Genomic DNA, 23,050 nt, shown 5'->3' with positions numbered 1-23,050 from the left:
CAATTTTATTCTTCGTCTTCATTTAGAGACTTATCACGATCCAAGAAGAAGATCAAAGTCTGTAATTCATTTGCCAAATCAACATAGTGTACACGAATATTATTTGGTACATTAATAATTACTGGTGTAAAGTTTAAAATCCCCTTCACTCCAGCATCGGCTAAAAGATTTGCGGTCACTTGTGCTGCATTTGATGAAACTGTTAAAATACATACATCGATCTGTTGTAGATCTAATTGTTCTTTTAACTCAGAGACATCATAAACAGGCACTCCGCTTTTAACTGTACCAACGATCGACTGATCGATATCAAAAGCCGCAGCAATTCTTACATTATTTGTTCTAGCAAAGTTATAATTTAATAAGGCATTACCCAAATTACCGACACCGACTAAGGCAACATTAGTACGTTTGTCTTGATTGAGTAATTTTTTGAAGAAGGCGACAAGCTCATCTACATCATATCCGTATCCTCTCTTACCTAATGCTCCCAGATAAGAAAAGTCACGCCTTATTGTAGCACTGTCAATTTTAACGCCCTCAGATAATTCGCCTGAGGAAACTTTTTGCGTGCCTTCATCCTTTAAAAACTGGAAATACCTATAATAAATAGGTAACCTTTTAATAGTTGCGTTTGGAACTGTTGTTTTTGTCATATCTTACCACCAATGTGCGTTATTTCACTAATATTCATAGTAATTAATATTAAGCAAAAACGCAATAGATTAAGCCTATAAACAGATAAATTTTATTAAAAAATAGAAAAATTGTGAATATGTACAGGGGGAACTAACTTGATTTTATTACAAGCACAAAATATTACTAAAAATTTTGGAACAAAAAAGCTCTTCGAAAATGTTAATTTTGAAGTACAAGATACCAGTAGAATCGGTCTTGTTGGACGAAATGGTGTTGGTAAATCAACATTACTAAAAATAATTTCTGACCAGGAAAGTTATAGTGCCGGTAATATTGCCTTAAAAAAAGACACTAATATTGGCTATTTAGCGCAAGACTCCGGTCTCAACCGAGATAACATCATTTTTGATGAGATGGAAAAGATATTTACTTATCTCAAAAAACAAGAAGAACAGATGCATGAACTTGAAGCAAAACTCGCCGATAATACTACTAAAGACTATGATCAAATTTTAAAACAATACGATCAATTACAAAATACTTTTCGACAAGAAAATGGTTATGGCTACCAATCAGAAATTCGTAGTGTTTTAAAGGGATTCGGCTTTGATGAAGATGTATGGCAAGACAAGATCTCTACTCTCTCAGGTGGTGAGCGTTCTCGACTGGCAATGGCGAAAATGCTTTTGGAACATCACGATATCCTATTACTTGACGAACCGACAAACCATTTGGACATTAATACTGTCGAATGGTTAGAAGGATATTTAAAAAATTATCGTGGTGCCTTAGTAATAATCTCCCATGATCAATACTTTTTGGATAAAGTCGTTAATGAAATAGTTGAGATCAACCATCACTCTTCTAAACACTATTCTGGTAACTACACATTTTACTTACAAGAAAAGAAAAAGAATCAACAAGTGGAATGGAAACACTATGAAGAACAACAAGCGGAGATCAAGAAAACTGAAGAATATATCCAGAAGAATATTGTCCGTGCTTCAACAACTAAAATGGCTCAAAGCCGCCGTAAAAAGCTGGAAAAGATGGATGTTATGGAACGTCCTGGATCAGATCAGGCATCAGCCCACTTCTCATTTCAGATCGACAAAGAAAGTGGTAACGATGTCTTATTGATCAAAGATGCCGCCATTGGTTATGATAACCAAATAATGTCTGAACCAATCAATTTGGATGTTAAGAAAGGCGAACGAATTGGTATTATCGGTCCTAACGGAATTGGTAAATCAACTCTTCTAAAATCGATTTTAGATCAGATACCTTTGATCAAAGGTACTTACCAATTTGGCGCTAACGTTCAAGTCGGTTACTATGACCAGAACTTGACAAATTTGGACCCACGTAAAGATGTACTTCACGAAATTTGGGACCTCCATCCTCTACTCGATGAACAAGTAATTCGTAACATTTTAGGATCTTTTTTATTCAGTGGCGATGACGTATTGAAACCAATTTCTGGACTATCTGGTGGTGAAAAAGCCCGCCTAACTTTAACAAAATTATCCATGGAACATGATAACTTTCTCGTAATGGATGAGCCAACTAATCATTTGGACATTGATAGTAAGGAAGTTCTAGAAGACGCTTTAAGCAACTTTGAGGGAACCGTCCTCTTTGTATCCCATGACCGTTACTTGTTAAATACACTTGCTAACAGGATCGTCGATATTGGTGAAAAAGGCAGTACGATCTATCTAGGTGATTATGACTACTACCTCGAAAAAACAACTGATACTAAAGAAGAAGAGACAGTATCTGGGCATTCCGTGAGTGAAAAGAAAGTTAAATATCAAAAGTCTAAGGATCAACAAAAACAAGAACGAAAAATTCGCCGTCAAGTTGAGCAATTGGAGAAAGAAATTTCTGATTTAGATGAGAAAAATTCAGCTATTCAATTAGAAATGACTAAAGAAGAAAACTTGACTTCATATACAAAACTAGCTGATTTCCAAAAAGAATTAGACGATAATAAAGCAAAACAAAGTGAATTAGAAGATGCCTGGACTGAAAAATCTCTCGAGTTGGAAGAATTAGATGATTAATTGTTATTATCATATCAATTTGATAATATTTTAAGAACAAACTATTTAGGAGAGCAAATGAAAAACAGACAAGAAAATTTTTTTATCCGCTTTTTCAAAGGTGTCGTTATTGCTTTGGGGTTTATTCTACCCGGAGTTTCTGGAGGAGTCTTAGCAGCAATTTTAGGGATCTATGAACGATTACTACACTTTATGGCCCATTTCAGAAAAAACTTCAAAAAGGATTTTATGTATTTTTTACCAGTTGGTATAGGTGGAATAGTAGGAATTGGTCTGCTTTCTAAACCATTAGAATTTCTTCTGGAACACTATCAAGTAATTGTCCTTTGGGGATTTGCCGGTGCAATTCTTGGTACACTACCTTCACTTATTAAAGAATCAACATCTAGATCAAAAAGAGATTTCGTTGATATTAGCTGGTTCTTGGCCATGTTGATTCTAGGAGGATTATTTTTATTCTTCATGAGTGAAATATTCGGTACTATTCCAGCAAACTTCTTTGGTTTTGTTATTACGGGTATGCTGATAGCGCTTGGAGTCTTAGTTCCCGGATTAAGTCCTTCAAATTTATTATTGATCCTAGGTTTGTATTCACCAATGCTTACAGGATTTAAGGACTTTGATATTATAGGCGTCTTCTTACCAATTGCTGTTGGTGGGATCATCGCTATGCTACTGTTTTCTAAAGGAATGGAATTTTTGATTTTACATCATCATTCGAGAGTTTATCATTTTATTCTGGGAATCGTGGTGGCAAGTACCATTTTGATTTTAATTCCAAATCCATACGCAGAAGAAACAATTTCATATGCTGGGATCACTAGTATGACAATTATAATTAGTGTCCTTACGTTTATCATAGGTACGATCCTAGGACTTTGGATGAGTAAGTTAGAAGATAAATATAAGTAAAAAAGTCGACTTTTCAGTCGGCTTTTAAAATACTTTCGCTAATTTTTGAACGGCTCGATAACCGGAATTTAAAATATTCTGTGCGTTTTTCGTATCAAAATCCATTCCTTCAACAAAAACACTTTGGTAATCATTTACACCCATAATGTCAAAAATCGTTTTTAAATATTTATCCCCTAAATCTAAACTTTCCATTTGAGTATTAGCACTGTGAAAACGATCCCCACTGGATTGTAAATGCAGTGCTTTTTTATTATGCAGATTTCCTTGTAATTTATTTTGGTCATTATATTCAAACGTAGATGGAATTTGCATAATAAGATCAATATAGCTTTTCATTTCAGCAGGCAAGAAGAAATTATACATGGGATTTACAAAGACGTATTTATCTGATTGAACAAATTCATCGATGTATGACTGGCGCGTCGCATTTATTGTCCGCTCTCGTCTAGTCAAAGAAGCACCCGTCTGTTTCTTGTTGTATATCGACAATGCCACCTCATCAAAAGTTAATTTGAAGTTGTCCGACACATTTCGTTCGATGATGGTATCTTGAGGGTTAATTGATTTGTACGATTCAATAAAGTTTTTATATAATTCAATACTTGTCGAAAATTTAGTAGTTTGGGGATGGGCAATTATTGTTAGTAGTTGTGGCATTGTTGTCCTCTTTTTTTAATTAATTTTAACAGGTTGGGTGTTGGTGGGGGAATAAAAAAAGACCGAGTCTCCTCGATCTATCTAGAAATCCAAACTAGGATCAGCATTAACTTGAAGATCTGCAAAATCTTTTTTGTCATACTGGATTTGAGCAATTGCACCAATCATAGCAGCGTTATCACCACATAATCTTAATGGTGGGAAAATCAATTCCATATCCAAATTACGTTTCTTTATATCTTCTTTTAAACGTTGGCGAAGTCCTTGATTAGCGGCAACTCCACCAGCAACTACTAATTGTTTAACGGGATGTTGTTTCAAAGCTCTAAAAATCTTATTACTCAAAATATCCAAAACAGCGCCTTGAAAACTTGCTGCCAAATCATCTTTACTAAGTTCTTCATGAACTTGGTCGGCGTGATGGACACGATTTATAAAAGAACTCTTCAAACCGCTGAAACTAAAGTCCAAATTATCCTCTTGTACCATGGCACGTGGGAAATCAAAAACATCATTACCTTTGGCAGCCATTTCGTCAACTTGCTTTCCGGCTGGATAATTTATTCCCAAAACTCGGCCAATTTTATCATATGCTTCACCAACTGCATCGTCACGAGTATCACCTAAAGTTTCAAACTCACCCGGAGCACGAACTAAAACAATTTCAGTATGACCACCGGATACTAGTAAGGCCATAAAGGGATATTCAAGATCGGCAACTAAGTTTGCTGAATAAATATGACCTGCTAAATGATTTGATTTTATTAATGGTAGATTGTGTGCAAAGGCGACAGTTTTAGCAGCCATTATTCCAATTAATAAAGAACCGACTAAGCCTGGACCATATGTTACAGCAACTGCATCTAAATCATCATAAGTAACTTTTGCTTCATTTAGAGCTAATTCAATACAATGAGTTACTTCTTCAACATGATGTCGACTTGCTACTTCCGGCACAACTCCACCAAATCTTTGGTGACTCTTTATTTGTGTAGCAATTATATTCGATAAAATTTCCTTACCATTTTTAACAACTGCAACACTAGTTTCATCACAACTACTCTCAAACGATAGTATTAATGTATCTTTTTTCAAGATTTTCTCCCTATAAATCGACCACCATTTCTAATGCATCATGATGGTTTCTAAAATAATATTTTTCATGAATTTTACGCTTTTTAAAACCAAAAGCCTTATACAGCTCGATTGCAGACTCATTAGTTATATCAACTTCCAAAGACATTTTCTGAAAGTTTTGTTTGCGGCAATATTCAAAGACCTGATTCAAAAATAAATGCCCAATACCATCCTTTTGTAATTCAGGTAATACGGCAATATTAGTTATATGTGCTTCTTTAATATCACTCAAAGAAACTCCAATAAAAGCTACACAGCGATTTCTTCTGAGCAGTGACAAATAAAGCGCATTTTTATTTCTAAGTTCAGTATCAACCACATCTTGGGGCCATGGTGCTGGCTTTGAATAGATGGTTTCTTGAATATTCATATAATCATTAGAATCGCTTAATTCTGCTTTTCGCAAAACTAATTCCTGACCATTGATAGTAACTGACTGTTTTACAAATGGATATTTTTCTGATGATCCTGAAGGCCAAAAAGTTTCTTTAAACTTCTTCAACATAGGAAATATTGCCATCTTTTTTATGTCCTTTTTCATACCAATCATGTTCTGCTTGAGTTAAACGTAAATAGGTTGGCACAAAACTGTCCACATCTGAAATGACAGGTTTCCTTTCAGCAATTTTTGCCAATTTTCCAGCTTTTGGCAAACTATCTTTAGCATTCAAAATTACGGCTTCAGGATATTCCTTTTTAATTAAGTCAGTTAAATTATCAGTAGCATTAATAAATTCTAGTTTCTCTGAATCATATTTCTTGAGCAGATCTAGCAACTTAGCCATTGACGTATGATGATCCTCTATTAGATTAACTAATTCACCAGAATGCATTTGGTAAACACCGGCGAATGCATTATCATTTCTTGCATCCATCAAGGGCACTAAAATTTTACTCTCATCCCCATCAGCGGCCAAAACTTCCAAACTAGATACACCGACCAAATTCTTCTTTAAAGTGAAAGCTAAAGTCTTAGCCACAGTCACAGCAATCCGAACACCAGTATATGATCCCGGACCCTTGGCAACAGCAATCAGATCAATATCATTGATCACCAGATTGGATTCAGTTAAAACTTTTTGAATATCAGGTAATAAAGTAACACTATGAGTTTTCTTTTCTGTTGACTCCAAAGTCGCTAAAACATTCCCATCACTAACAACTGCCACAGCTAATGGCTTATTTGAAGTGTCAAAAGCTAATATTTTCATAAATATCCCCTCATTCTTAATAGCATTATTCTACCACAAGTTATTTGTGCAAAAAAAAAGACCTCTCGGTCTTTATTAATTAATCTTATTAAATTTAGAATTGCTGATCCATTTAAGGACCAAATACAAAATTCCAGTTTGATAAACCAAGCTGATTGCCTCTTTTATCAGTCTTGGTGTTAATAATACCCAATATGGTGCATTTGAGATCATGTGGATCCACCATGTATTCATTAAGGTATTAACAATTACTACAACTAAAACCGTAGTGATCAAAACTCTAGTTATAGTTACTTTTTTATTGTAAAGCATAAATCCATAAATAATTCCGCCGACGATCGCCGATACGGTGAATCCCCAGAAGAATCCTCCAGAACTCGGCAATATAACCATCTTCATTATATCCGCAATTGCCATTGCAATGGCTGCTTTATACGGTCCAAAGTAATATCCTATCAGACCCATAGCTACAAAGCTGAATCCAACTTGTAATGCGTTACTTCCTATTGAAAAACGGCTCAAAACCATTTCCAATGCAATTAATATCGCCATCCACGTCAATTCGTGAACGCTAATGCTACTTCTACTCTTACTTAACATATTGACATCTCCTCAGAGGAGCTGCCACCGAATATAACTAGAGGCTATTTAACTATATAAAGTGGCGAATGCGGAAACAAAACCGCGAGTCGAGTTTAACCTCAATCTCTTCGTCCAACGTTCACATTCCGTTCCGTCGGCACTTCACGCTTTGAATCCTACTCCAAAATTATTACTTAAACATACTAGCACAATTAATTATCTTTACAAAGTATTTTATTTCTTTTCCCAAGTCATTTGGGCTACAACATTTAAATCTTCACCATTTTTGATCCAATGCTTAGTTTCTAATCCATCATCACTGACTTTGGCAAATACTTCTGGATGACTGTTTATATCCAGTTCTTTTTCATATTTGATATCCATAGTCTTAACTCGATGTTTCTCTACAAAATCAATTCCTAAAGAATCAACCATCCAATCAAAATAGTAAGAATTATTGACATGGCGATTAACATCAATATTATAGTAGCCAATTTGCTGCTCTCGTTTAATATCGAATTCTTCAGGTACTTTAACTCGTGGAAAACGTTTGATCTTAGTAATTTCTTTAGCACCAAACATATCTGTCAATTTATCAGATGCACTTACCATTTTTCGTTCATTAACATCAATAATGACAAACGCACTTTCCAGTTTGACCATATTATTTCCATCTAGATCATCGATCCAAAAATCACGATAGAAAAAGTATTTATTATAACTAGTTGCTCTAGTTCTAACGTTTAATTTTTGACCCAACTGTGGCATGGATGATACGTCCATATGATATTGAACAACGACCCATCCTAATCCGCGCTTAACCATCTCAGAACTATCTGAATCACTTTGATGTAGCTGCTTTTCAGAAGTTAACAACATTGCATCAACTAAAGAAGATAGACGCATATCACCTGTCAAATTCGCAAAATAAAAAGGAAATTCCATTTCTTGTTCAAAAATTTGTTCTTCTGCCAATTTATTCTTCCTTTCCGATTCCGTGATACAAATTATAGACCACTTGTTTTTTTAATAAGTTTTGATTAGCAATATCTTTTATCGCTTGATTAGGCTTTCTACCAGCTTGGATCTCTAAATCGATTGCATTAATGATTTCTGAATCTGTCATTTCAGCATTACTTTCAATTGTTTTTCCAGAAATAATGATAACAAATTCACCCTTAGGATCATGTTCTTGATAATAATCTAATGTCTGTGCGACTGTTCCTCTTAAAAAGGCTTCATGGATCTTAGTTAATTCGCGTGCCAGAACTACTTGTCTATCTTCACCTAAAGAAGTTTTCAAATCATTTAAAGTCTTTACAACTCGTTTTGGTGATTCATAAATAATTGAAGTTTCAACTCGATTAGAAATATTATCAAGAGCTTCTTTTCTTTCTTTACCCTTCCTTGGCAAAAAGCCAAAGAAATAAAATGGTTGAGGTTCAATTCCAGATGCAATTAAGGCACTGATCGAAGCGGTAGCACCTGGTAACGGTACAACCGAAATGTTATTTTCAATTGCTGCCTTGACTAATTCTTTACCGGGATCACTAATTGACGGTGTCCCTGCATCGCTGACTTGGGCGATATTGGTTCCTTGTTCCAGTTTTTCAATCAGTTCTGGAATTCGCTGGGCCGTATTGTGTTCGTGGAAACTGATCAACTCAGTTTCAATTTCGAAATGTGTCAACAGCTTCATCGTATTTCTAGTGTCTTCTGCTGCTATTAAGTCAACATCTTGCAAAGTTTTAACACTTCTAAAAGTCATATCATCAAGATTACCAATTGGTGTTGGCACTAAAAAAAGGCAGCCCTTAGAATTGTCGACAAAACTCTTTTGTTCTCTCATTCAATTAGCTCCCTTACTTTACTTTTTTATTTTTCTTTTCGTGATTTCCATATATCACACCGTAACAAAAAACGCATTCTTCATCTTCTTTTCGATGTGATCCATAAAATTGCTGGCAAACATGAAATCCCTTCCGATACAATTTTTCCAAATTCATTCTGGAAGTGGACAGCCCATTTGCCCCATAATCTTTATCTTCATAACCAAGTTTTTCTAAATGCTTACGAAGATTTTGATTTTCCATCTCCAATTCTTCTTTTTCCTCTAAACTCTTTGATAACTGTTCTTTTAATGATTCCAAACGATCATTCAAATTATTTAATTGATTAGAGATAGTCTCAAACTCATCGTATAAATCCTTTTCTGCCATAGTTTCACCCACTAATCCACAAATTTTAACGATAAATCTTCTAAGACTGCTTGAAAGGCGACATTACTTTTCCACATTTCTTCTGCTTTAAATAACTCATCCGAAAGATCAACAATCTGTTGGATACTCTTATTAGAAAGAATATCCTCTTTAATCAAAAGTGCTGGTTTAAAACGATACCTAATTGATAATATATCACTAAAAATTTGATTCATCATGTCGAATACTAAATGTTGCTGATCTTTATTTTCTACCAATGGCATAATATCAGTCTGTATATCAATAAAACTACTTATTTTTTTTCGATTACATTCTTTTAACCAATTTATCAATGCCACTAATAAGAGTTGATAATTATCACCTGACATCCCTTGCAAAAACTTAATATCAGAAACTTTTAAAGCTAATTTAGCTTGTGATTCTTTATATCCGGACTCCACCAGATCATCAATTTCTTCATCATTACTTTGATCTGACAAATGAAATGTTTGGACACGTGATCTAATTGTTGGTAAAAGTTGTTTAGCTGAATCTGCCAGAAGTATTATCATCAAATTTCCTTCTGGCTCTTCGATTGTTTTTAATAAATTATTACTAGCAGCATTAGTCATTTTTTCTGCCGCATCTATAATTAAAATACGTCTTTTACCTTGAGTTGCTGCCATACTGGCTTCTCTTTTGAAGGATTTTATATCATCTACACCAATACTCTGTTTATCAGTTTTAACTTCCAAGACATCTGGATTATCACCTAAAGCCACTGTTTTACAGCGTTGGCAAGTTTGATCAGGTATACCATCATGTAAATTATCGCAAAATTGACTTTGAGCAAGCCAAATAGCAACCTCGTGTCTTACTTTTGAGGATGCTTTATCGATCAAATAAGCATGAGATAACATATTGGCTTGAATAATCTTTTTAAACTCATCTAAAGTTTTAGATTGTGTTTCTAATAATTCATTCATTAGAATCTGACAAGCTTATCTATAGGCAAGATAAAGCAAGTTGCTCCTCCAACTTGAACTTCCACTGGATCACTCATATTGGCAGCTTCAGGTAAAATAAATGAAGGTGTTACAAACTGTGTTCTTGTATGACAGTTTTCCTTGATAACATCAAGAGCTGCATCAACTTTTTCATCTTCTACTCCAAGAATAAAAGTTGAGTTACCAGCTTTTAAAAAGCCACCAGTTGAAGGTAGTCTAGTAGAACGAAATCCATCTTTAACTAAATGTGCTTGCAGTTGTTGACTATCTTTATCTTGAACAATAGCTAAAATAAGTTTCATATTATTTTCCTCCATTAAATGTCTTAGGAAGTTTCTTAATTATTACGGCTAGTGCGTCAGCAACAACTTTTTCTGGCTCTTGTTCAGCATTAACTGTAACGATCCTATCAGAATTTGCTTTGATCAATTCTTGATAAGTGTCATGAACCCTCTTATGGAAATCAATTTTTTCTTGTTCCAAACGATCCATTGCACCTTCATGGTCTTTGCGTATTCTTGCTAGACCAACTTCTGGACTCACATCAAAGTAAACTGTTAGATCCGGCATAGTCCCATTTATTGCAAAATCATTGATCTCGGCAACTTCTTTGACACCGATTTGACGTCCGCCACCTTGATAAGCAATCGAACTGTCGACAAAGCGATCACTAATAATAACTTTACCATCGTCTAAAGCTGGTAAGATAACGTCAATTAAATGCTGCCTTCTAGCTGCAGCGTACAGCAAAGCCTCGGTTCTATCATCCATATCTTGATCATGAACGCTCAAAATGATTTTACGGATCTTTTCTGAAATTGGGCTGCCACCAGGCTCTCTTGAGACGACTACTTCCTGATCTGTCTTTTGTTTTAATAAAGGTAATAACGAGTTCAAAGCAGTAGTTTTTCCAGCGCCATCTGAACCCTCAAATGAAATAAAAATTCCTGACATATAAGTTTCTCTTTCCTAAGTGATTATTACTATTTTACTTGAATCAGAGAATAAATCCAAGATGGTAGCCTTAAATGATAATTGCAGTTTCAAAAACAAGAGGATGTGGTCTTCACCACATCCCCTTGTTTTATTACACTTATTATTTATTGAAACGCGTGACATAAGGCAGAGACCTCCGCTTATCTACGAATATGCTCAGTCTCTAACCGCCTTATGGCACGCTCTATTTCATTACCAATGTTTCTCGGCTCTACTTGGCTGTCTCAAAAATGTATCCTCTTCACCAAAAATAATATTAGTAGTTTCTTTAGCGGCTGCTTTTCTTCTTCTAGCCTCTAAATAAAGATATTGATATTTTATTCGATCAAGTTTTATCTCATTTTGAGTATCTTGTGGTAGATCAAATGATGTGTTGATCACCTTTGAAGAATTGTTGATTCTTTCTTGTATCTCATGAGTTTTTCCCAATAAACGGTCATCTTCTGACTTTTGGATACTTAACTTTTTTCTACCAAACATATTAGATCTCCCTACGGCCTTGAACGGCACTCTTTAGAGTCATTTCATCAGCGTATTCGATATCTGAACCCACGGCTAGCCCATGAGCTAATCTTGTAACCTTAATTCCTGCTGGTTTTACTAATTTAGCTAGATACTGAGCGGTTGCTTCTCCTTCTGGAGTTGCGTTAGTTGCAATAATAAGTTCCTTAACTGCTTTATTTGTTCTTAAACGGTTCAGCAATAACTTAATATTAAGTTCTTCAGGTCCAACACCATCGACTGGTGATAACACACCACCTAGTACGTGATAAAGTCCATTATAGCTGTTCATATCGTCAAGAGCCATTATATCCTTTGGCTGTTCTACAACAAGGATAGTTGACTGATCACGACCTTCATCTTTACAGATCGAACAAATTTCATCAGTTGTAATATTACCGCAGATCTTACAATATCTTAAATCGGTTTTAGCGGAAACCAAATTGTCTGCAAATTCTTGAACACGGCTTTTATCCATACTTAAAGTAAAGAATGCCATTCTAGTTGCAGTTTTTCTACCAATACCTGGCAACATCATATAACTATCAATTAATTTAGTGATTGGTTCTGGATATTTCATACTACATCAACCCGTTCGTATATTTTCCTAACTTAGACTGCTGGTCTTTAGCAACTTGATCAACACCATTATTAAATGCATCGATCATCATATCTGACAATGTATCAGGATCATCTGGATCAATGACCTTTTCATCAATCTTAATATCTAAAACTTTATGATCACCATTTAGTTTTACCGTAACTAGATCATCAACTGACTTACCAATGTATTCAGTTTTCTTGAGTTCTTCTTGTGCACCTTGCATTTCTTTTTGCATCTTTTGGGCTTGTCGCATGAGATTTCCCATGTTTCCCATTCCACCCATATTAGGCATTCCTTTACTCATAAGTAGTTCCTCCTAGTCATTTTTAATATCTACGATTTCATTACCAAAAAGATTTAAAGCTTCGTCAACTGCCGGATCACTTTTAGGCTCTGCTTTAGATTCTACCTTGTCGTTCTTTGTTAAATCAATATTATTAGAAATATATTCTTTTCTAATTTTTGGCCATTGGTCCTTTGGCACTAATACTATTTCACAGTCTTTTTTCAATAGTGTACTAGCACTATTGCTTAATTCGTTCAAAAACTCGCTATCTTCTTGAACTTGTTCATACCAAAGTTCAAAATCAAAAGCCACAACTATCCCATCGACACTTGCTGCAACAGGATCTGCCACTCTCATTTTAGCACGTTGTGTAACTGAAAGCTTACTCATTAGATCGGGCCAAATATCTTTAGCGACAGATAAATCATTTTTAGTTGCGTTATCTAAAACTTTATAAATCGCAGTTCTATTAAGATGATTACTCTTTGATTTTCTTGTAGTTTTTTTAGGTCTTTCTGGTTGGTTTGAAACATTACTTGTGGAAAGGTTTTTAATCTCACTTTGAAGTTTTTCCACTTGTTGACTTAATTTTTCAACTTCTTGATTATCAGTAGGATTTTCTTCTACTGCCGTTTCCTTTATAGCTGGTTCGCTAATTTTAACAGTTAATATTTCCATATAAACATCAGTCTGATTAGAATTCTTTAAATTCTTTTGTGCGGAACTGACTTGATCAACGATATAAAACAGACGCTGATTATCAAATTTATTAGCTAGATTCAAAAGGTCTTTTGTCATGATAGTATTATCCATCTGTTCAGACAAATCCGAATTAGAATTATAAAGTATCAAATTACGACAAACTCTGATGATCATTTCAGTAAATCTAACCGCCGAACGACCACTTTCAAGAATTTTATAGAGACTTTCTAAAGCCTGGGCGGATTCGTTATTAGCAACCGCCGACATATATGCGGTTATTTGATCATTACTTAAAGCTCCTGTTACTTCTTGAGCATTTTCTAAGGTTAATTGATCATCTCCATATGACAAAGCTTGATCCAAAATACTCAAAGCATCACGCATTCCACCTTCAGCAGATGCCGCAATAATGTTTAATCCTTCTTCATCATACTTAATATTTTTGTCATCCAAGATATATGTCATTCTGTCTAAAATATCTTGTTTAGAAATTCTTCTAAATGTAAAACTCTGAGTTCTAGAAATTATAGTTGCAGGGATCTTCTGTGGTTCAGTTGTCGCTAATATAAACATTACATTAGCTGGTGGTTCTTCCAAAGTTTTCAACAGTGCGTTAAAAGCACCTTGTGACAACATATGAACTTCATCAATAATGTAAACTTTAAATTTAGCTTCAGTTGGTGCATATTTTACCTTGTCACGAATATCACGAATTTCTTCAACACCATTATTTGATGCCGCATCAATTTCAATAACATCATTTAAACGATTCTCGTTTGCGGCTTGGCAAATTTCACACTCATTGCAAGGTTCACCATCATGTGGATTCAAACAATTAACAGCTTTAGCTAATATTTTGGCACAAGAAGTTTTTCCCGTACCACGAGGTCCACTGAATAAATAAGCATGACTGGTCATGTTACTTGCAACAGCATTTTTTAAAGTCTGCGTTATTACACCTTGACCAATTACATCCGAAAAAGTTTGGGGTCGCCAAACTCGATAAAGTGCTTGATATGCCATTTTGTCTCCTTAGTGAATAGAATAAGTAAATTTTACCACAAAAAAACTCCTAACCAATTATGATTAGGAGGCTAATTTACATAACAAAAGGCACATGGTACAACTCACTTAGTGCTGCTTTCTTCCGAACCTGACACGATTCACAAGAGCACCATTGCCCTAAGGCCTTGCGGCAATAACTATAATACTATAAATTTACTTTTTATGCTACTTTTTACCACGGATTTTTCGAAAGAAATTTCTTAATAAGTCTCCTGTTTCTTCCGATTTAACATTAGCTAAAACTTCTGGCTGATGATTATATCTCGTTTCTGCCAATAAATTATTGATCGAACCAACTGATCCAGCTTTAGGATCGCTAGCACCAAAAATAACCTCTTCAATGCGGCTGTTTATAATTGCACCAGCACACATTGGGCACGGTTCAAGTGTCACAAATAAACTCATATGTTCCAAACGCCAACTACCTATTTTTTCACAGGCTGCTTCAATAGCAATAATTTCAGCATGCTTAATAGCATTTTGAGTCTCTTCACGTTCATTTGAACCAACACTAACAACTTCTTTGGTCAAGTTATCCACAATAACACAACCAATAGGAACCTCCGCTCTTGTTTCAGCTTCTTTTGCCTCTTCAATAGCAAGATCCATAAAATGATCAATCTCTTCTTCTGAAAGCTTCATATCTACTTTTATTCAACTAAACCTTTAACCTTTTGCTCAAAAAATTCAGGTAAATTAAGTGTCTTCCATTCTATATCAGTGTTCTCTTCACGAACTTTACTAATAATATTCATTAATACATGAACTTCATCATCTGATAATGTGCCTACAAAGGCAAGTAATTTTTCATTACCTCTAAAATAATCTTTGACGTAGGTTTCTAATTGAGCTCTTTCATGTTTTATTTTAACCGTGCAAAATGACTTCCAAATTAAAATAGCAATTAAAAAGAATCCACCTGTTAATAACGCCAAGATTATACCAATAGCAACTTGTTTTTTGTCCATTGTAAACACCTCCAGCATGAATATAACATATCTTATCGATTAAAAAAATAAATTAGTTTAAACAACTTTTTAAAATGTAATATCCCTTATCTCTAGTTACAACTTCTACATTGCCAAAAGTATCTTTCATCAATTTCTTTGCTGAAGGAGCGCCCTGCTTTTTTTGCAAAACGATCCAGAGTTCACCGTTTTCTACCAAATGATCAATTGAATTCTTTAAAATATCGACAACTACTTTCTTCCCGGCTCTAACTGGTGGGTTGGAGACAACTAAAGCATACTTATCAGTTATTTTTTCATATACATCTGATTCCAGTATATCGACGTTTTTAATTTTATTGACCTTAGCATTATCCTTCGCCAAATCGAGTGCTCTTAAATTAACATCGGCCATCACAACTTGACGATCACTTTGTTCTTTTGCCAAAGCTAATCCAATTGGACCATATCCACAGCCAACATCAAGGATATTACCTGCAGGTATTTCAGTAAAATCAATAGCTTCAATCAAAACTCTTGATCCAAAATCAATTGTTTGTCTAGAAAAAACACCACTATCAGATGTGAATGCTAAATTATTTCCTCGTAAAGTAAAATTAAAGTTCTTTAATTCATGTCCTAAATCTGTTGAGTTTTCAAAGTATTGATTAGCCATATTATTCTCTTTCTGTATTTTTAGATACAAAAAAAGTCTGGGCTAAACCCAAACTTTTTATTTTTGAAATTATTATTTCAATGTAACAGTAGCACCAACGGCTTCAAGTTTTGACTTCATGTCATCAGCGTCAGCCTTAGCAACGCCTTCCTTGATAACCTTAGGAGCGCCGTCAACTAGGTCTTTTGAGTCCTTCAAGCCAAGTCCTGTGATACCACGAACTTCCTTGATAACCTTAACCTTTTCTTGACCTGCTTCTGTAAGTTCAACATCAAATGAATCCTTTTCAGCAGCAGCGTCGCCACCAGCAGCAGCACCTGCAGCAACAGGAGCAGCAGCTGTAACGTCAAATTCTTCTTCAATAGCCTTAACAAGGTCGTTAAGTTCTAGAATTGAAGCATCTTTTAAATCATCGATAATCTTTTGTGTATCTAAAGCCATTTTTATGTCCTCCGAATTATGTTTGTTTTTTAATTAAGCAGCTGGTTCGTCGTCTTTCTTTTCAGCAACAGCCTTAACAGCCAATGCAAAGTCGCGAACTGGAGCTTGTAATACAGATACCAACATAGATAGTAAACCGTCTCTGTTTGGTAGTGTTGCAAGGGCTTGAATTTCTTCAAGTGATGCAGCTTTGCCTTCGATGATTCCACCCTTGATTTCAACGGATTCAACATCTTTAGCAAATTTAGCAGCAACTTTAGCAGGGCCAACTGGATCTTCTTCAGAATAAGCGATGGCTGTTGGGCCAACGAAGAATTCTTCAAGACCTTCTAGTCCAGCTTCTTCAGCAGCACGTCTCAAGACAGTATTCTTGATAACTTGCATAGTAGCACCTTGCTCACGTAATTCAGCACGCATCTCAGTAGCTTGTTCAACAGTAAGACCTAAGTAGTCAACAACGATAACTGACTTAGCGCCTTTAAGGTTCTTAGCAACTTCTGTAACGAGTGCTTCTTTTTGTGCTAGTTTTTCTTGCTTCATTATTACGTTTCACCTCCACAATTTATTTAGTTAATTCTACAAATTTCGGCTAAAATAAAATCTCTGCGCCCAAAGGACACAGAGATTAATTAACAATCTTCTGGCCTCGGCAGGATATTAAGATTTACATCACCTGAGTCTTCGGTAGAAATCAACTATTGTACATTATCATTATTTTGGTTATTAGTCAACAGTATTAAGCGTTGATTTTTAGACCAGGGCCAAATGTTGATGTCATATTAACACTAACAATATAGTTACCCTTCAATGATGCAGGACGTGCTTTAGCGATAACTTCATAGAATGAGTCAAAGTTTTCTGTAAGTTTGTCTGTATCAAATGACAATTTACCGATAGGTGCATGGATCAAACCATTAGGATCTACACGGTAAGTAACTTGTCCGGCTTTAATATCGTTAACTGCTTTTGTAACATCCATTGTTACAGTACCAGTCTTAGGGTTTGGCATTAAGCCTTTAGGTCCAAGTACACGACCTAAACGACCAACTTTAGCCATCATTGGTGGTGTTGCAACAGCAACATCAAAGTCCAACCAACCGTCTTGAATCTTTTCAACAAGGTCATCAGAACCAACGATATCTGCACCAGCAGCTTCGGCGTCCTTTGCTTGTTGTCCTTCAGCGAAGACGATAACCTTTTGTGATTTACCTGTTCCGTTAGGTAGAACAACGGCACCACGAATTTGTTGGTCAGCTTGTTTTGGATCAACATCCAAGTTAACAGCAACCTCAACAGTTGCGTCAAATTTTGCGTAATTTACTTTTTTAAGTAAGTCAATAGCCTCTTTAGCAGTATAAGTCTTTGTCTTATCTACTTGTTTGAGAGCTTCAATATATTTTTTTCCATGCTTAGCCATGCTAAGTTCCTCCTTGCTTTGTGGTCTATTGGGGATTTTCCCCTCCCACTTGTTAAGAACACTTTCGTATTCCTGTAAACTGCTATGTCTAGTCTTCTACTTCAAAGCCCATACTTCTTGCAGTACCAGCAACCATACGCATTGCAGATTCAACACTGGCAGCGTTTAGGTCTTTCATCTTGGTTTCAGCAATTTCGCGAACTTGGTCTTGTGAGACTTTGGCTACTTTCTTAGTGTTAGGTTCGCCAGAGCCCTTTTCAACGCCAGCAGCTTTCTTCAATAGAACAGCTGCAGGTGGTGTCTTTGTAACGAAATCGAATGAACGATCTTCATATACAGAGATAACAACAGGAATGATCATTCCCTTTTGATCTTGTGTACGTGCATTAAAGTCCTTTGTAAATGCAACGATATTGATACCAGCTTGTCCTAAAGCAGGACCAACTGGTGGAGCTGGAGTAGCCTGACCAGCAGGGATTTGTAATTTAACTACGTTAGCAACTTTTTTAGCCACGGTGCATACCTCCTTGTTCCGTGATGTGGTCATATTGAGAATAAATATTTTCTCTCCCACATGTATGGTAAAAACATACCGTATTATAATATCATCAATTATTATCTATATCAATGATGATTTTTATTTTTCAACAGCATCAAAATCAACTTCGGCACTTGTCATACGTCCAAACATGTCAACATCAACCTTTAATTTGCTATGTTCAGCATCGATTTCTGTAACTTTACCTGTCATATTTGCAAAGGCACCATCAATGATCGTAACATTCTCGCCAACTTCAAAATCATTTGCTTGATCTTTACTAATGCCAAGATCATTAAGAATGTGATCAATTTCTTCTGGTAATAGTGGTGCTGGTTTACTACCTGAACCGTGACTTCCAACAAAGCCTGTAACACCAGGTGTATTACGAACGATAAACCATGATTCATCACTCATAACCATTTCAACTAAAACATAACCTGGGAAAGTTTTTTTCATTTCTGTTTTTTGTTTACCATTTTTTACTTCTGTTTCTTCTTCTTCTGGAACTACTGCACGAAAAATGTAATCTTCCATACCCATTGATTGAGCACGTGATTCCAAGTTTTCCTTAACTTTATTTTCGTAACCTGAGTATGTATGTAGAACATACCATTGTTTTTCTCCAGCTTCAGCCATAATTTCCTCCAAAAAATCAAAATAAAAAAACTCCGAAAGATTTTCGAAGTTTCCGCTTAGTTCAATAGTAGCAAATTTTTTAATTAGTTACAATCTTATTTGCCCATCAAGAAATGTTGTAGTAGTGATAACATGCCCCAATCAATCAATGCTAGAAAGGCAGCATATATTAGTGATGTGACGATAACTGTCCATGTATCACGTTTATTTTCTTTAAATGTAGGCCAAACAACAAGTTTCATTTCTTTTTTGACACTACCGAAAAATTTAAATAATCTCATTTAGTCCTCCAGTTTAGCGTGTTTCTTTATGTAATGTATGTTTTCCACAGTGCTTGCAAAACTTCTTTACTTCAAGGCGTTCTGTTCTATTTGGATTTTCAGTGATCGAATAATTTCTTGATCCACAAACAGTACAAGCAAGTGCTACTTTTCTTAGTCCCATTTAATTCTCCAGAATCTATGCAGTTTATTATCTTAATTATTGTAGCTTTTAAAATATCAAAAGTCCAACAATTTTAACGTAGTCGATCTTTGATCTTTGTTTTACAGCGACTAGTTGCTCGAACCATCTGCTCTTTAGTACACTTGGCCTTTTCACACGCTTCACTAAATTTGATTTTACCTAACAAATACCTTAACGCCAGTGCTTCTCGATGGCTTAAATCATTAAAATAATCATCCAAACCATTTACTAAATCTACCATTTTGGCATTTTGATTGGTGATAAATGATTGATTATTTTCAACCAAATATACTTCAAAAGAATTGGCATTTTGATTAGCCTGTCTCTTAAAAGTATTTTCTCTTCTAACAATATCAATAATATGATTTTTGAATCTCATTTTAAAGAAACTTCCAAATTGTGATCCGTTGTTGCCATTAAAAATCAAACAAGTTTTGTGACAAACAATAAATGCTTCCTGATACCAATCGTTTCTATCATAACCGTGAATATAATACTGCTGAAATAAATTTTCTATCATAGGTCTGTAACGTTTAATCAACTTTTGTAGAGAATTTGAATCATTTTCATTCTTAACACGTAAAATCAGATTGGTCTCAGTTTTATTCATAAAAGTTCCCCTCTTTTATGAACGATTTTTCTATTTAAATTTATCATGTCTAATTCATAAAATTAAGAGAACTGTTGTTCATTAAAACTTCGTTTGTATCACTAAAAAACAAATTATTTTCACCTTATGAATGTCTCGAAGCAAACGCCTGATACAACAAAACTCCCGTTGCAACACTGGCATTCAAACTTTGAACGTGACCTACCATTGGAATACTTAGCGTCTGGTCAACTTGCTTTTGAACGAGTGGTGATACACCTTTACCTTCATTTCCAATGACTAAAGCAATTGCACCTTTGGCATTCCAATTACGATAATTGTCACCTTCCATAGCCGTTCCAAAAACCCAAATATTTTCTTTTTTAAGATCTTTGATGGTATTAACCAAGTTGGTAACTCTCACGACTGGCACATGTTCAATAGCACCAGTTGAAGTTTTAGCTACAACTGAAGTTAATCCGGTCGATCTGTGTTTAGGAACAATAATTCCGTGGACACCGACCGCATCAGCTGTTCTTAAAATTGAACCCAAATTATGTGGGTCTTCGATCCTATCTAATATCAAAATAAAAGGATCTTCATTTTTAGCTTTGGCTGCTTTGAAAATATCGTCCAATTCTGCATATTGATAAGGTGCAATATAAGCTGCCATCCCTTGGTGGTTACCACCATTACTGATCTCATCAAGCTTTGCCTTAGGAACTTCTTGCACGATCAACTTACTACGTTTACCTAATTCAATAACTTCACCAATATGTGAACTCTTAAGACCTTTTTGAACTAACACTTTGTTGACACGCTGACCAGCTGTTGGTGACTTTAATAGTTCAACAACTGAATGATGTCCAAAAACTAATTCACTTTCTTCGTTATTATTCGAATTGTTCTGCATCAGTTTCCCCCGCTTCGACTTTTTTTATACACCAAGAAATCAACTCATTTAAACGCTCTTCGTTACCTTTAATATCCAAGTAACCGATCAAAGCCTCAAATCCAGTCGACATATGATAGGTCAAGACACTGGTATTTTTTGCTTTTGTATATTTTTTGGCGTTACGACCGTTCTTGTAGATCCTAATTTCATCATCAGATAAAATATTTTCCTCGAGCATCAAATTAATAAGTGCTGCTTGAGCTTTTGCTGAAACATAATGTTTAGCCCGTTGTTGTAAAAGATTCACTTTAGTAATATTCAAATCCAAAAGATGTCTGCGAATATAAACTTCATACGCAGCATCCCCTAAATAAGCTAAAGTAACTCCATTAAGTTGTTCAATTTTAACCATTAATGTGCCACCGTGTTCCTTGAGGCGTATCTTCCAAAATAACACCCATTTCTTTTAATTTGTCACGTAACTGATCACTTGTCGCAAAGTCCTTATCTGCACGAGCCTGATCACGCTTATCAACCATTGCCTGAATTTCAGAAGATAGATCTTGTTTCTCATCAAATTTAATTCCTAAAATTCCACCTAATAGAACCAATTCGTCCAAAATAGCTTTAGCACTATCGGCGTTTATTTCTTTTTCAGAACTATAGTTATTTGCCAGACTGACCAATTCAAAAATTTCTGTTAAACCATTCTGAACGTTGAAGTCATCATTCATAGCTGTTTTGAACTTATCAGAAATAATTGCTACTTGATCCTTAATATTGTCAGGATCTCCTTTGGCATCATCTAATCTGAACTGTAAATTATTGTAAGCTGTTTTGATCTTTTCTAAATTATCGGCAGCTTTTTGTAGGTTAGATTGGGAATATTCAAGTGGTCTACGATAATGTGTTGATGATAAGAAGAAACGTAATACTTGCGGGTCAACTTTAGTTACTAAATCATGTACTGTAACAAAATTACCTAGAGATTTACTCATTTTTTCATTATTTTCAACTGTAACAAAGCCATTATGCATCCAGTAATTGACAAACTTTTTACCGGTTTTAGCTTCACTTTGAGCTAATTCATTCTCATGATGAGGGAACTCTAAGTCTTGACCACCACCATGTATATCAAAAGTATCACCTAGATATTTAGTAGACATTACTGAACATTCGATATGCCATCCTGGGCGTCCTTCTCCCCATGGTGAATCCCATTTGATCTCTCCTGGTTTAGCCTTTTTCCAAAGTGCAAAATCAACTGGATCTTGTTTTTTATCAAATTCAGCCTCGCCAATATGTTCACTGGCACCTTGTACTAATTGATCAATATTTTGATCTGATAATTCACCATAATGCTTGAACTTGCGAGCACGATAGAAAACATCACCTTGTGATTCATAGGCGTAACCTTTATCAATTAAATCAGATATAAAATCAATAATTTCTTTAATATTATCAGTCGCACGAGGATTAATTGTAGCTTTTTGAACATTCAATTTAGCCACATCTTCATAGAAGGCTTTGATAAATTTATCGGCCACTTCTGGGACAGTAATATTTTCACGTTTAGCTTCTTTGATCATCTTATCGTCAACATCAGTAAAGTTAGATACAAAGGTTACTTTGTAACCCAAATATTCTAAGTATCGACGAACCGTGTCAAAAGCAACGATCGAACGAGCATTACCGATATGAATGTAGTTATAAACAGTAGGTCCACAGACGTACATATGGACCTCATTTGGAACGATCGATTTAAACTCTTCTTTTTGACGTGTCAATGTGTTGAATATTTTTAGCATGATTTCTCCTTTCTATATTAAGCAACTACCAAAAAAGAGGTTGAGGCAAATTGAGCCTTTCAACCTCTT

32 protein-coding genes, 1 other RNA gene, 1 riboswitch and 1 other annotated feature are annotated in these 23,050 nt (G+C 35.2%); of the genes, 2 read left to right on the top strand and 31 right to left on the bottom strand.

Annotation, left to right across the window (positions count from 1 at the left end; all coding sequences use genetic code 11):
- Positions 1 to 5 precede the first annotated feature (5 nt).
- Positions 6 to 656 carry a redox-sensing transcriptional repressor Rex gene (locus EKM77_RS09255; RefSeq protein ID WP_057765983.1) on the bottom strand — a complete coding sequence of 217 codons (651 nt, stop codon included), beginning with the start codon at positions 654 to 656 and terminating at the stop codon, positions 6 to 8.
- 138 nt (positions 657 to 794) lie between these two features.
- Between EKM77_RS09255 and EKM77_RS09250 the strand changes: the two genes are divergently transcribed.
- Positions 795 to 2,705 (top strand): ABC-F family ATP-binding cassette domain-containing protein, encoded by a 1,911-nt coding sequence (locus tag EKM77_RS09250; RefSeq protein ID WP_125593775.1) that lies wholly within the window; start codon positions 795 to 797, stop codon positions 2,703 to 2,705.
- A gap of 57 nt (positions 2,706 to 2,762) precedes the next feature.
- Positions 2,763 to 3,617 (top strand): DUF368 domain-containing protein, encoded by an 855-nt coding sequence (locus EKM77_RS09245; RefSeq protein ID WP_125593774.1) that lies wholly within the window; start codon positions 2,763 to 2,765, stop codon positions 3,615 to 3,617.
- 24 nt (positions 3,618 to 3,641) lie between these two features.
- Here EKM77_RS09245 and EKM77_RS09240 read toward each other — a convergent pair whose 3' ends face one another.
- The 30 genes from EKM77_RS09240 to cysS form a co-directional block, all read right to left on the bottom strand.
- Entirely contained in the window at positions 3,642 to 4,277 is a 636-nt protein-coding gene (locus EKM77_RS09240; protein ID WP_125593773.1) for an FMN-dependent NADH-azoreductase, read from the bottom strand.
- Positions 4,278 to 4,358: 81 nt separating this feature from the next.
- On the bottom strand, positions 4,359 to 5,372 hold the full coding sequence (tsaD, locus tag EKM77_RS09235; protein WP_125593772.1) for a tRNA (adenosine(37)-N6)-threonylcarbamoyltransferase complex transferase subunit TsaD: 1,014 nt from the start codon (positions 5,370 to 5,372) through the stop codon (positions 4,359 to 4,361).
- Between the two features lie 10 nt (positions 5,373 to 5,382).
- Positions 5,383 to 5,934, bottom strand: coding sequence for a ribosomal protein S18-alanine N-acetyltransferase (gene rimI, locus EKM77_RS09230; RefSeq protein WP_225425218.1), 552 nt, complete (start codon positions 5,932 to 5,934; stop codon positions 5,383 to 5,385).
- The gene (gene tsaB, locus EKM77_RS09225; RefSeq protein ID WP_125593771.1) at positions 5,903 to 6,625 is read right to left on the bottom strand and encodes a tRNA (adenosine(37)-N6)-threonylcarbamoyltransferase complex dimerization subunit type 1 TsaB; all 723 of its coding nucleotides are present in this window, start codon (positions 6,623 to 6,625) and stop codon (positions 5,903 to 5,905) included. Before tsaB ends, rimI begins: the two co-directional genes overlap by 32 nt.
- 75 nt (positions 6,626 to 6,700) lie before the next feature.
- Positions 6,701 to 7,225 carry a folate family ECF transporter S component gene (locus EKM77_RS09220; protein ID WP_125593770.1) on the bottom strand — a complete coding sequence of 175 codons (525 nt, stop codon included), beginning with the start codon at positions 7,223 to 7,225 and terminating at the stop codon, positions 6,701 to 6,703.
- Between the two features lie 60 nt (positions 7,226 to 7,285).
- A riboswitch (THF riboswitch) is annotated at positions 7,286 to 7,393 on the bottom strand.
- Positions 7,394 to 7,441: 48 nt separating this feature from the next.
- Positions 7,442 to 8,182: an acyl-[acyl-carrier-protein] thioesterase gene (locus EKM77_RS09215; RefSeq protein ID WP_125593769.1), complete on the bottom strand. Its 741-nt coding sequence runs from the start codon at positions 8,180 to 8,182 to the stop codon at positions 7,442 to 7,444.
- Position 8,183: 1 nt separating this feature from the next.
- Positions 8,184 to 9,056, bottom strand: a complete 873-nt coding sequence (gene rsmI, locus EKM77_RS09210) for a 16S rRNA (cytidine(1402)-2'-O)-methyltransferase (RefSeq protein ID WP_125593768.1) — start codon at positions 9,054 to 9,056, stop codon at positions 8,184 to 8,186.
- A gap of 13 nt (positions 9,057 to 9,069) precedes the next feature.
- The gene (locus EKM77_RS09205; RefSeq protein WP_125593767.1) at positions 9,070 to 9,426 is read right to left on the bottom strand and encodes an initiation control protein YabA; all 357 of its coding nucleotides are present in this window, start codon (positions 9,424 to 9,426) and stop codon (positions 9,070 to 9,072) included.
- 11 nt (positions 9,427 to 9,437) lie between these two features.
- Entirely contained in the window at positions 9,438 to 10,391 is a 954-nt protein-coding gene (locus EKM77_RS09200) for a DNA polymerase III subunit delta' (RefSeq protein ID WP_125593766.1), read from the bottom strand.
- Positions 10,391 to 10,714 carry a cyclic-di-AMP receptor gene (locus EKM77_RS09195; protein WP_125593765.1) on the bottom strand — a complete coding sequence of 108 codons (324 nt, stop codon included), beginning with the start codon at positions 10,712 to 10,714 and terminating at the stop codon, positions 10,391 to 10,393. The genes EKM77_RS09200 and EKM77_RS09195 overlap by 1 nt, the downstream gene beginning before the upstream one ends.
- A 1-nt stretch (position 10,715) precedes the next feature.
- Positions 10,716 to 11,366, bottom strand: coding sequence for a dTMP kinase (gene tmk / locus EKM77_RS09190; RefSeq protein WP_125593764.1), 651 nt, complete (start codon positions 11,364 to 11,366; stop codon positions 10,716 to 10,718).
- A 234-nt stretch (positions 11,367 to 11,600) separates the two neighbouring features.
- Positions 11,601 to 11,888 (bottom strand): DUF2508 family protein, encoded by a 288-nt coding sequence (locus EKM77_RS09185; protein ID WP_125593763.1) that lies wholly within the window; start codon positions 11,886 to 11,888, stop codon positions 11,601 to 11,603.
- A 1-nt stretch (position 11,889) separates the two neighbouring features.
- Complete coding sequence (recR, locus tag EKM77_RS09180) at positions 11,890 to 12,489, bottom strand: recombination mediator RecR (protein WP_125593762.1); 600 nt, start codon at positions 12,487 to 12,489, stop codon at positions 11,890 to 11,892.
- 1 nt (position 12,490) lies between these two features.
- Positions 12,491 to 12,796 carry a YbaB/EbfC family nucleoid-associated protein gene (locus EKM77_RS09175; RefSeq protein WP_377728972.1) on the bottom strand — a complete coding sequence of 102 codons (306 nt, stop codon included), beginning with the start codon at positions 12,794 to 12,796 and terminating at the stop codon, positions 12,491 to 12,493.
- Between the two features lie 33 nt (positions 12,797 to 12,829).
- Positions 12,830 to 14,524 carry a DNA polymerase III subunit gamma/tau gene (gene dnaX, locus EKM77_RS09170; RefSeq protein ID WP_125593760.1) on the bottom strand — a complete coding sequence of 565 codons (1,695 nt, stop codon included), beginning with the start codon at positions 14,522 to 14,524 and terminating at the stop codon, positions 12,830 to 12,832.
- Positions 14,525 to 14,605: 81 nt separating this feature from the next.
- An RNA gene (gene ffs, locus EKM77_RS09165) (signal recognition particle sRNA small type) lies at positions 14,606 to 14,688 on the bottom strand.
- A gap of 43 nt (positions 14,689 to 14,731) precedes the next feature.
- Complete coding sequence (locus tag EKM77_RS09160) at positions 14,732 to 15,208, bottom strand: nucleoside deaminase (protein WP_164507759.1); 477 nt, start codon at positions 15,206 to 15,208, stop codon at positions 14,732 to 14,734.
- 8 nt (positions 15,209 to 15,216) lie between these two features.
- Positions 15,217 to 15,534 (bottom strand): hypothetical protein, encoded by a 318-nt coding sequence (locus EKM77_RS09155; RefSeq protein WP_125593759.1) that lies wholly within the window; start codon positions 15,532 to 15,534, stop codon positions 15,217 to 15,219.
- Between the two features lie 52 nt (positions 15,535 to 15,586).
- Complete coding sequence (locus EKM77_RS09150; RefSeq protein WP_125593758.1) at positions 15,587 to 16,189, bottom strand: class I SAM-dependent methyltransferase; 603 nt, start codon at positions 16,187 to 16,189, stop codon at positions 15,587 to 15,589.
- 72 nt (positions 16,190 to 16,261) lie between these two features.
- Positions 16,262 to 16,630 carry a 50S ribosomal protein L7/L12 gene (rplL, locus tag EKM77_RS09145; RefSeq protein WP_057765941.1) on the bottom strand — a complete coding sequence of 123 codons (369 nt, stop codon included), beginning with the start codon at positions 16,628 to 16,630 and terminating at the stop codon, positions 16,262 to 16,264.
- 33 nt (positions 16,631 to 16,663) lie between these two features.
- Complete coding sequence (gene rplJ, locus EKM77_RS09140; protein WP_125593757.1) at positions 16,664 to 17,170, bottom strand: 50S ribosomal protein L10; 507 nt, start codon at positions 17,168 to 17,170, stop codon at positions 16,664 to 16,666.
- 45 nt (positions 17,171 to 17,215) lie between these two features.
- Positions 17,216 to 17,333, bottom strand: a sequence feature (ribosomal protein L10 leader region).
- 33 nt (positions 17,334 to 17,366) lie between these two features.
- A complete protein-coding gene (rplA, locus tag EKM77_RS09135; protein ID WP_125593756.1) occupies positions 17,367 to 18,047 on the bottom strand; it encodes a 50S ribosomal protein L1 in 681 nt (226 codons plus the stop codon).
- 88 nt (positions 18,048 to 18,135) lie between these two features.
- A complete protein-coding gene (rplK, locus tag EKM77_RS09130; RefSeq protein ID WP_125593755.1) occupies positions 18,136 to 18,561 on the bottom strand; it encodes a 50S ribosomal protein L11 in 426 nt (141 codons plus the stop codon).
- Between the two features lie 123 nt (positions 18,562 to 18,684).
- Complete coding sequence (nusG, locus tag EKM77_RS09125; RefSeq protein ID WP_125593754.1) at positions 18,685 to 19,224, bottom strand: transcription termination/antitermination protein NusG; 540 nt, start codon at positions 19,222 to 19,224, stop codon at positions 18,685 to 18,687.
- Between the two features lie 95 nt (positions 19,225 to 19,319).
- Positions 19,320 to 19,505, bottom strand: a complete 186-nt coding sequence (gene secE / locus EKM77_RS09120) for a preprotein translocase subunit SecE (protein ID WP_125593753.1) — start codon at positions 19,503 to 19,505, stop codon at positions 19,320 to 19,322.
- A 13-nt stretch (positions 19,506 to 19,518) separates the two neighbouring features.
- Positions 19,519 to 19,668, bottom strand: a complete 150-nt coding sequence (gene rpmG / locus EKM77_RS09115) for a 50S ribosomal protein L33 (protein ID WP_125593752.1) — start codon at positions 19,666 to 19,668, stop codon at positions 19,519 to 19,521.
- Positions 19,669 to 19,741: 73 nt separating this feature from the next.
- Positions 19,742 to 20,299 (bottom strand): sigma-70 family RNA polymerase sigma factor, encoded by a 558-nt coding sequence (locus EKM77_RS09110; protein ID WP_125593751.1) that lies wholly within the window; start codon positions 20,297 to 20,299, stop codon positions 19,742 to 19,744.
- Positions 20,300 to 20,423: 124 nt separating this feature from the next.
- A complete protein-coding gene (gene rlmB, locus EKM77_RS09105; protein ID WP_125593750.1) occupies positions 20,424 to 21,191 on the bottom strand; it encodes a 23S rRNA (guanosine(2251)-2'-O)-methyltransferase RlmB in 768 nt (255 codons plus the stop codon).
- Positions 21,172 to 21,585 (bottom strand): Mini-ribonuclease 3, encoded by a 414-nt coding sequence (locus EKM77_RS09100; protein ID WP_125593749.1) that lies wholly within the window; start codon positions 21,583 to 21,585, stop codon positions 21,172 to 21,174. The genes rlmB and EKM77_RS09100 overlap by 20 nt, the downstream gene beginning before the upstream one ends.
- Positions 21,578 to 22,981: a cysteine--tRNA ligase gene (cysS, locus tag EKM77_RS09095; RefSeq protein WP_125593748.1), complete on the bottom strand. Its 1,404-nt coding sequence runs from the start codon at positions 22,979 to 22,981 to the stop codon at positions 21,578 to 21,580. Before cysS ends, EKM77_RS09100 begins: the two co-directional genes overlap by 8 nt.
- Positions 22,982 to 23,050 lie beyond the last annotated feature (69 nt).

It is taken from the genome of Companilactobacillus baiquanensis (assembly GCF_003946605.1).
GTDB lineage: Bacteria > Bacillota > Bacilli > Lactobacillales > Lactobacillaceae > Companilactobacillus > Companilactobacillus baiquanensis.
Note: the sequence above shows the minus strand (reverse complement) of the source record. Positions and strands in the feature narration are given on the sequence as shown.